At 75.4% G+C, this 8730-nt stretch carries 10 protein-coding genes; all 10 read right to left on the minus strand.

Annotated features, from left to right (window positions below; translation table 11 throughout):
* On the minus strand, positions 1–562 hold a 562-nt coding region (gene gspM / locus VFZ20_RS27055; protein WP_329687082.1), incomplete at its 3' end, for a type II secretion system protein GspM.
* Entirely contained in the window at positions 559–1833 is a 1275-nt protein-coding gene (locus VFZ20_RS27060; RefSeq protein WP_329687083.1) for a hypothetical protein, read from the minus strand. The genes gspM and VFZ20_RS27060, both read right to left, overlap by 4 nt.
* Positions 1830–2852 (minus strand): hypothetical protein, encoded by a 1023-nt coding sequence (locus VFZ20_RS27065; protein WP_329687084.1) that lies wholly within the window; start codon positions 2850–2852, stop codon positions 1830–1832. Before VFZ20_RS27065 ends, VFZ20_RS27060 begins: the two co-directional genes overlap by 4 nt.
* Positions 2849–3394, minus strand: a complete 546-nt coding sequence (locus VFZ20_RS27070; protein ID WP_329687085.1) for a prepilin-type N-terminal cleavage/methylation domain-containing protein — start codon at positions 3392–3394, stop codon at positions 2849–2851. Before VFZ20_RS27070 ends, VFZ20_RS27065 begins: the two co-directional genes overlap by 4 nt.
* Complete coding sequence (locus VFZ20_RS27075; RefSeq protein ID WP_329687086.1) at positions 3391–3747, minus strand: hypothetical protein; 357 nt, start codon at positions 3745–3747, stop codon at positions 3391–3393. The genes VFZ20_RS27070 and VFZ20_RS27075 overlap by 4 nt, the downstream gene beginning before the upstream one ends.
* A 157-nt stretch (positions 3748–3904) precedes the next feature.
* The gene (locus VFZ20_RS27080) at positions 3905–4309 is read right to left on the minus strand and encodes a type II secretion system protein (protein WP_349264137.1); all 405 of its coding nucleotides are present in this window, start codon (positions 4307–4309) and stop codon (positions 3905–3907) included.
* Positions 4306–5505 (minus strand): type II secretion system F family protein, encoded by a 1200-nt coding sequence (locus VFZ20_RS27085; protein ID WP_329687088.1) that lies wholly within the window; start codon positions 5503–5505, stop codon positions 4306–4308. The genes VFZ20_RS27080 and VFZ20_RS27085 overlap by 4 nt, the downstream gene beginning before the upstream one ends.
* 39 nt (positions 5506–5544) lie before the next feature.
* Entirely contained in the window at positions 5545–6636 is a 1092-nt protein-coding gene (locus VFZ20_RS27090; RefSeq protein WP_329687089.1) for a carboxypeptidase-like regulatory domain-containing protein, read from the minus strand.
* Positions 6637–6816: 180 nt separating this feature from the next.
* The gene (gene gspG / locus VFZ20_RS27095) at positions 6817–8028 is read right to left on the minus strand and encodes a type II secretion system major pseudopilin GspG (protein ID WP_329687090.1); all 1212 of its coding nucleotides are present in this window, start codon (positions 8026–8028) and stop codon (positions 6817–6819) included.
* A gap of 14 nt (positions 8029–8042) precedes the next feature.
* Positions 8043–8730, minus strand: a 688-nt coding sequence (locus tag VFZ20_RS27100) for a GspE/PulE family protein (protein ID WP_329687091.1), incomplete at its 5' end; no start/stop codon positions are given.

The raw sequence follows: 8730 nt of genomic DNA on the forward strand, positions 1-8730 counted from the left end.
GCGCCAGGCCCTCCACGGCCAGCTCCACGCGCAGGGCCTCGGGCTGCTCGGCGGGGCCGCCGGGGTTGGGCTGGGTGATGGACAGCTCGCGGACGGCCAGCAGCGCGCGCCCGCCCTCCAGCAGCGCCAGCATTCGCGTGATGGCGGGCAGGTCGCCCGTGCCCTCCGCGCGGACGGTGATGCGCATGAAGGTGCCCGCGCCGGCGCTGTCCGGCCGCACCTGCACGGAGCCCACCTGCACCCCCGCGCGCGCCGCCGCCCCGCTGACGAGCGAGGCCAGCGACGCGCCGGCCGCCGCGGTGGACTCGCCCTCCAGCACGCCGCGGCCCAGGGCCACGTAGCGCGCGCGGCGGGCCTGCAGCGAATCCAGCGCGGCGGGAAGCTGCTGGACGGTGGATTCCGCCCGCGCGGCCTCCGTGGCCATCTCCCGGGCGGACGCGCGCGTGTCCGCGTCCCAGCGCCGCCACGCGGGAAGCCCGCGCGCAAGGAGCACGAGGCCCAGGATGGTGATCGCGCCGATGAGGAGCGTCCGCCGGTCGCGTTCCGAGATCTGCCCGATCACGGCGCCGCCTCCCCGTCGACCGACATCGTGTCCGCCGGCGCCCCGAGCGACGACGAGTCCGCCGCGGATGATCCTGGCCGCGCGCGCCGGGCGGCGTCGATGCTGAAGCGCACCATCACCCGCTCCAGCTCGCGCCCGCCGAGCGCCTCGCGCGTCACGGGCCCCACGATCTCGGGCGAGACGACGCCGGGCACCTTTTCCAGCGGCTGGACGACGGTGGCCGCGCGGGGCGCCAGGGCCACCACGCTGCCCGTGGCCGTGTCCGCGCGAAAGGCGACCAGCGCCGTGCCCGGCGGCAGCGCGGCCGTGAGGTCTGCCAGGAGCAGCGTGGGCGAGTACCGCTTCTGGTCCCACGCGGCACCCTCCTGCAGCGCGGCGGTAATGCGGGCCAGCTCGCGCTCCGTGTCGGACGCGGCGCGGCGGCGGTCCTGCACGGCGGCGATGCGCGCCACGGCGTCGTCCTCCGCCCGCATGGCGCGGAGGACCGGCGCCACGGCCGCGAAGACGACGGCGGCCGCCAGCGCGCAGCCGGCCAGGGCCATCCGCCAGCGGGGCACGTCGCCGGGGGCGGCGGCGCCGGCGGGGCGCAGCACCATGGGCTCGTAGTCCGGCAGCGACGCGGCGCCGTACGCGTCCGCGAACCGCCATCCCTCCTCGCCCAGCTTTGCCAGCGCGGGGACGGCGGCCGGCGCGGGCGCATCCGCCCCCTGCGCGGCGGACAGGCGGCGGACGGCGTGCAGCTCGCCGCCCCGCAGCTGCACGTCCGCCACGGCGGGGCCGTCGGGCCACAGCACGTGGTCGCCGCTGAGGGCGCGGCCCAGCACGGCCACGGCGGGGACAAAGCGGTCCGCCCGCAGGCCGGCCGCGCGGCATCCCGCCTCCACCTGGCGCACGGCGCGCTCGTCCAGGGCCGCGGCCCACACGGTGCCCGGCTCCACGATGCGCACGCCCGTCGTGGCGAGCGGCACGCCGTTGCGGAGGAAGAACTTGCCCGCGCCCTCGCGGACCACCTGCGCCAGCATGCGCCCGTCGTCCAGCGGCGGCAGCCCGGCAATGCGCCGCGTCTGCGCCAGCGACGGGCCCAGCGCCACGACGACCTTCGGCCGCGGAAAGCGCGGCAGCGGCGCCCCCGAAAGCAGCTCGGTGACGGCCGCGGAGAGCGAGTCTCCCGGCCCCACCTGCGCCTCGGTGGCGGCGATGATGCGCCCGGCGTTCAGCGCCACGGCGCGGATGCGGTCCGCGCCCACGGCAATCCCCAGCGAAACACTCATTCCGTCCACGTTCTCCGGCGGACGACCGCCGCGCGCTCCGCCGCGCGGACCAGCCGTACTTCCACCACGCTCACGGCCGGCGGCACGCCTTCCGCGCCCCGCGCCGTGACGATCCATGCCTCCGGCTCCAGCACCATGGCCCCGCCCAGGTCGGCGAAGCGGCGCATGGCCGCGTCGCGCGCGGCGGGGCTCAACCCGCCCAGCAGCGCGCCCAGGTCGGTGATGCGCTCGTCCCGCATCCGCATCTCGGCCACGCGGGCGGCGGCCTCCGGCCCCAGCCCGGGGAGCGCGGCCAGGACGGCGGGCGGCGCGTGCGTCACGGGCACGCGCCCCGGCTCCGTCCCCAGCAGCGTGTCGATCCCCGCCAGCGCGTCCCAGCCGCGGACGAACCGCAGCTCCCGCGGGTCCGCCAGGGGCCCGTTGCGGGGCGGACGCAGCTTCGCGGCGCGATACGTGTCGCGCTCGGCGCCAAAAGGGCGCGGGGCATCGTCCTCGTCGCGCCAGTCGGCCAGGGCGTCCACGAGCGAGTCCGCCTGCGCGGGCGACCGGCCGATGGAGAGCAGCAGGCGCCGCAGCGTCTCGTCGTCCGCCGCGTTCACGTCCAGGGCGGCGCCGGCGGCCCGCATCTCCAGGTCGCAGCCGCTGCCGCGCAGCAGGGGCGACTGGGCGATCTCGCGGTCCATCCGCCCCCAGACGGACGCGCCGGGCCCGTCGTTGCGGTGGGCCAGCAGCGCGTCGTGGATGGCGGCGCGGGCGCGCTCCAGGCACCCCTCCGCCCGCCACGCGGCGCGGGCCAGGTCCGCGCGGTTACGGGCCGACGCCACGCCCTCGCGGGCCGCCAGGTTGGCCGCCAGGGCCAGGGCGGAGATGCCGACGAGGACCCAGAGGACGCTGAGGAGGGCGAAGCCCTGACGGCAGTGCGAAAGTGCGAGAGTGCGAAAGTGCGAAAGTAACGGCGTACGGGTACGAAGGTACGGGGGTACACGGGTACGATTCGCGGATCGCGCGCGGTCCGTCATCCGCGCTCCCCGATGCGGATGATGGACGTGTCGCCGTCGATGACGATGCCGAACGCGATGGGCGCCGTGATGCTGGCGCCCCAGCGGCGCACCCACGATCCGCCGGACGCCGCGTCGCGCAGGTACGTCATCTCGCCGGATTGAAAGCCGCGGCGCAGGGCCACCATCTCGCCCGTGGACAGGCGCAGGGCCAGCGCGTTCTCGCCCTCCAGCTCGATGAAGCCCAGCGACGCCTCGCACCGTTCCAGCCAGCCGTCCGGCACCTCGCACCACGTGTGAAAGCGCGCCCCCCGCGGCTCGCCCTCGAAGCGGATCTCCTGGCCCGGCACGGGCACCACCTCCAGCCGGCCCGCCGCGGTACGCAGCAGCAGGTCCGCGTTCGCCTCGCGGTCCGCTTCCGCCGACGCGGCGGTGATGCGGTCCGCGTCGCCCGCGATCTGCCCCAGCATGGTGCGCGCGCCCACGAGGACGACGCCCATCACCACCAGCGCCACCATCACCTCCACGAGCGTAAAGCCGGCGCGCGTTCCACGCGGCGTCACGGCATCCCTCCCGGCATCGGCATTCCGGGCATCTGCATCCCGCCGGGCGTGGGAAGGCCGGGCAGCTCGGGGCGGACGGGCTCGGGGCGAAAGAGCGACGTGCGCAGGATCTCGTACGTGGCGGCGCTATCCGTCAGCACCACCTCGTACAGCGTGGGGCTGGGGCGCTGGATGATGAGCCGCCACTCGCCCTGCGGCCGGTCGCCCAGGCGGCGGTCCAGGTCCTCGCGCGTCCACAGCGACACGGCGTGCAGGAACGCGCCGGCGTCGCGCGCCTCCGCGTCGGCCACGCGCGCGCGGCGGACGGCGTCGGCGCTCTGGCTCACCAGCGTCACGGCCGCGATCCCCGACACGGTGAGGATGGCGAGGGCGATGATGGCCTCGAGCAGGACGGCACCTGTACGGCAGTGCGAAAGTGCGAAAGTGCGAGAGTGCGGGAGTGGGCTCCATACGCGGGCCGGCTTCCGCGCGCGGACGCCGGCGATTCGCCCGATCCGCCCTCGTACCGCGTCACCGGGCTTCACGGGGCCTCCCGGTCAGCACGTCGAGGTGCAGGAGGGTGTCCGCGCGGACGCTGCCGTCCGGGAGGGCCACCATCCGCCCGGCGCTGTCGCCCTCCGCCACCTGGATGACGACGGGGCGCCGCGTCTCCAGCGCCCGCCGCCGCGCCTCCGTGATTTGCGCGGCGCGCCGGGAGGCCGGATCCGTGTCGTCCAGCGTCCGCGCCGCGAGCCCCACCACGCCCGCCATCACGCCCAGGATCGCCAGCACCACCATCAGCTCGATGAGCGTGAACCCGGAGCGCGACCGCGAAACGCGCGTGCGCAGGCGGACGCGCCGCGCGCGGAACCTCGTCCGCGCGCCGCACCCACTTTCGCACTCTCGCACTTTCGCACTTTCGCACTCGCGGTTCACATCGGCCTCACGCTGTAGACGGCCTGCAGCAGCGCCGCCGCCACGAACGCTACGATCCCGCCGAAGACGATGATCATCCCCGGCTCCAGCACGCGGACCAGGGCCCGCACCAGCTGCTCCGCCCGGTCCGCCTCGATGCGCGACGCGTGCGACAGCATGGCCGCCAGCCGGCCCGTCTCCTCGCCCGTGCGGATCATCCGAACGCTCGTGGGCGTGGCCGCGTCCTCCGCCTCCAGCGACGCCGCGATGGACCGGCCCGCCACCACCCCCTCGCGCGCGGCCAGGATGCGGCCCGTGAGCGCCGCGTCGCCCGTGGCGCGCGTGGCGTGGTTCAGCGCCGGCGCGATGGGCACGCCGCTCTCCAGCAGCGCCCCCAGCGCCGCGCAGAACCGCGCCGTCGCGGAAGCGCGGCGGATGCCGCCCACGAGGGGCACGGCCAGCAGAAAGGCGTGCCACTTCGCGCGGCCCTCCTCCGTGCCCGTCCACAGGCGCCACAGCAGCCCGGCGACGACGAGCGTGAAGAGCCCGGGGACGAACGCCGCGCGCGCCACGTCCGCGATCCCCAGCACCGTGCGGGCGGTGGGCGGCAGCGCCTGCCCTAGGTCCTCCAGCACCGCCGCGAAGCGCGGCAGCACGAAGCCCACCAGCAGCACCAGCGACGCCGTGCCCGCCGCCGCCAGCACCAGCGGATACGCCAGCGCCGCGCGGACGGCCCGGCGCGTGGCCGCGGCGCTCTCCGTAAGCTCCGCCGCGCGGGTGACGGCCGGGCCCAGCCCGCTCCCCGCCTCGCCCGCCTGCACCAGGCCGATGACCAGCGGGGGAAAGCCCACCGGCGCGGCGGCCAGCGCGGCGCCCAGCGAGTTGCCCTGGCGCACGGACTCGCGCAGGGGGGCCAGGGCCGGCGTCCACGCGGGCGGCACCAGGTCGTCCATGGCCGCCAGGGCACGGGCCACGGGCAGGCCACTGTCCAGCAGCGTGGCCAGCACCCGCAGCCCCTGGGCAAGGTCGCCCGTGGACATGCGCGGGCGGGCGGCCTCGCGCCCGCGCTCCAGCCGCACCTCCAGGGGAAAGAGCCCGCGCGAGAACAGGAGCTCGCGGGCGGCCTCCGCGCTCTCCGCGCGCACCGTCCCCGACTCCAGCATCCCGCTGCGGTGTGCCGCGCGGTAGGCGAACTGCGGCGTGGTCCCCGTGCTCACCGTGCTGCCGAATCTGCTGCCCTGGTCCCGCGCATCCCGCTACCGAGTGCCCCGCGTGGTCGAGTCCGCCCGCTCCGTCCGGGGAATGACGAAGACGTACAGGTACGAGAAGGTGGATTCCGCCGCCGTGGCCACGTCGGCGTCCGAGCCCGTGAACCGGATGGACGCCTCGCCGCCCGTGGGCAGCCGCAGCCGGGCCCCGCCCACGGGTACGTCCTCGTAGCGAACGAGCGTCCGGGCGAACGGGCGGCCGTGGGCCAGGTACTCGAACTCGAGCGACTGGATGAGGTAGCCGCGCGCGTCCAGCCGGATGGTGCCGCGGATATCGGCCCCGGCCGGCGGCGGCCGCACGGCGCGAAAGCGGATGACGTACGCGTCCGCCCGCTCCTCGAAGGCCGCCACCAGGCAGTGGTCGCGCAGGAACGCGTCCTCCAGCAGCTCCTTGTCCTCGGGGACGCTGAGCGTGTTTCCGTCCGAGTAGCCGTGCTCCAGGAACAGCGCCCGCCGGCGCGCGTCGCGCGGCGCCACCGAGTCCGGGTGGCTGACGAGCGTGTGCTCCGTGTGCGTCCCCGTGCTGCCCCGGCCGCGGCCCCGCCAGTGGGTCACGATGTCCTGCACGAGCGTGCGGTTGAAGCGGTAACGCATCTCCAGCGCGCGCCGCGTCTCCACGCCCTTCCGCGCCTCGTTCCACAGCGTCGCCAGCTCGGGGTCGTCCCCCAGCTGGTCCACCGTCAGGCAGCGCCCCGCCGTGGCCGTGACGCCCTCCAGCCGGATGGGCGCCGGACGGCCCACGACGTCCTGCCGCGCCGTCTCGCCCGCGCGCACCCGCACCACGGGCGAGACCATCCGCGCGTAGCCGATCTGCTCCACCTGCAGGCGGTACTCCCCCGCCGGCACGCCCAAAAGGCGAAAGCCGCCCCGCGCGTCCGTGATCACGTCCCCCGTGACGGCACGCCCTTCCGCCGGGAGCAGGCGGACGAGCGCGAACGCCAGCGGCGCGCCCTCCTCCGTCGTCACCGTCCCCTCCACCGCGCCCGCGCCCTCCTGCGCCCCCGCCCCCCGCGGCGCCGCCAGCGCGCACAGGAACGCGAGCACCAGGACGAGACGGCCCAGCCGGTCAGCGAGCATCATCCGCACGAGAACCTGGTGATTCCGGTCAATGGCCACGGATGCGGCCCGTCAGGGACAGAACGCGCGCCGGATGCCGCCGGATGGACACGTCCGGGCGGGGATGCGGTCCGCGCGAGAAGGCGGCCCGTGCGCCATGCTCCTACTCTCGCACTTTCGCACTCCCGCACTTCGCACTGCCGTTCAGCGATCCGCCTTGCCCCACGACGTGACGTCCGCGTCCTCGCCTTCCCCGCCCTCGCGGCCGTCGCGGCCCAGCGAGTACAGGTCGTAGCCCTGCGGATCGTGACGGCCGGGCGAGACGTAGACGTACGGCTTGCCCCACGGGTCGTCCGGGACGGCCTTGCGCAGGTACGGGCCGCGCCAGCGGGGCGGCTTTGCGCCCGTCGTGGGCTCCGTGCGCAGGGCCCCCAGCCCCTGCTCCGTGGTGGGGTACGCGTGGTTGTCCAGCCGGTAGCTGTCCAGCGCCATCCCCATCTGCTCGATCTGCTGGCGGGCCGCGCCGGAGTTGGCGTCCGAGAAGCTCTTGAACACGTTGGGCGCCACCACGGCCGCCAGCACGGCGATCACGGCGATCACCACCACCAGCTCGATGAGCGTGAACCCGGCCCGCGCCCCCGCCCTCACCTTCAAAGCGGCGGACGCGGGACGCGTGGCCTCCACGACGAGCGTCTCGTAGCGCACGGCGCGGGCGTCGCCCACGGCGTCGGCGTGGCGCTCCACGTCGCGCAGCATGGCGTGCTCGCTCCGGCCCACGTCGCACCGGCGCACGTCCGTGAACCCCGCCGCGCGCAGCCGCTCCGACAGGGTCTCGAACGAGTAGATGAACTGGTGCCCCGACGCGTCGTCGGGGCCAAACTCGCGGAACATGGCGTTGATCACACGGGTGGGGTCGGGGGCCGTCAGGCCCAGCATGCGGGAGATGTACTCCACGTAGTACGTCTCGTCCGGTCCCAGGGGCGCCTGTGCCAGCCGGGCGATGCGCGCCAGGTCCGGCGTGGCGATGCGCACCACGCCGCCGGGCCGCAGCACGCGAAAGCACTCCGCCAGCATGTGGTCGCCCGCGGCCAGCGGCACGTGCTCGATCTGGTGCTCGCTGTAGACGAAGTCAAAGCTGGCCTCCGGCAGGGGAAACGGCCGCGTGGCGTCCAGGAACTCCACCAGCCCGCGCCGAAAGACGTGCACGTCCGTGTTCAGCCACCCCGGCAGCACGTTGTGCCCCGTCCCCAGCTGCAGGGCGCGCACGGGGTGGGCGCCCAGGTAGCGGCGGATGCTTCCCTGCCGCGTGGCCCTGGAGACCACCTTGCGCCGCGCCAGCTCCAGCCGGTACGCGGCCAGGGACCGGCCCATCAGCCAGCGGGCCGCGCGCACGTGCAGCGCCGTATCATCCGCCATGGAACGCTCCGCCCTCAGTCCTGCACCACACGCAGCACCTCTTCTACCGTGGTGATCCCTTCCTTGACCCGCTCCCAGGCGTCCGCGCGCATGGAGCGCATGCCGGCGCGGCGCGCCAGCTCGCGCAGCTCCGCCCGCCCCGCGCGGCGCACGATGGCCTCGCGCAGGGCATCGTCCAGCACCAGCAGCTCGTAGATGCCCGTCCGTCCCCGGTACCCCGTGCCGCGGCACGCCGGGCACCCCGCGCCGCGCAGAAAGGCGGGCGGCAGCAGGTCGTCGCCGGCCAGCTTGCGGACGGCGTCGCGGGGCGGCTCGTACACCTCGCGGCAGGCGTCGCACACGCGGCGCACCAGGCGCTGGGCCAGGATGCCGTCCACGGTGGCCGCGGCCAGGTAGTCCGGGACGCCCAGGTCCAGCAGGCGCGGCAGCGCGCCCACGGCGTCGTTGGTGTGCAGGGTGGAAAAGACCAGGTGACCCGTCATGGCGGCCTGCACGGCGATCTCGGCCGTCTCGGGGTCGCGCATCTCGCCCACCATGATCACGTCCGGGTCCTGCCGCAGGATGCTGCGCAGCGCCGCGCCGAACGTGACCCCCGCCTGCCGGTGCACGGGCACCTGCGTCACCCCCGGGAGCTGGTACTCCACGGGGTCCTCGACGGTGATGATCTTTTCCGACGCCGTCTCGCGCAGGGCCAGCGCGGCG

The sequence above is a fragment of the Longimicrobium sp. genome, assembly GCF_036280135.1.
Taxonomy (GTDB): Bacteria; Gemmatimonadota; Gemmatimonadetes; order Longimicrobiales; family Longimicrobiaceae; genus Longimicrobium.

Bases quoted from the DNA above. Each gene is read 5' to 3' on its own strand.
- VFZ20_RS27060 (WP_329687083.1), bottom strand. From the start codon at position 1,833: ATGAGTGTTTCGCTGGGGATTGCCGTGGGCGCGGACCGCATCCGCGCC.
- VFZ20_RS27065 (WP_329687084.1), bottom strand. From the start codon at position 2,852: ATGACGGACCGCGCGCGATCCGCGAATCGTACCCGTGTACCCCCGTAC.
- VFZ20_RS27090 (WP_329687089.1), bottom strand. From the start codon at position 6,636: ATGATGCTCGCTGACCGGCTGGGCCGTCTCGTCCTGGTGCTCGCGTTC.
- gspG (WP_329687090.1), bottom strand. From the start codon at position 8,028: ATGGCGGATGATACGGCGCTGCACGTGCGCGCGGCCCGCTGGCTGATG.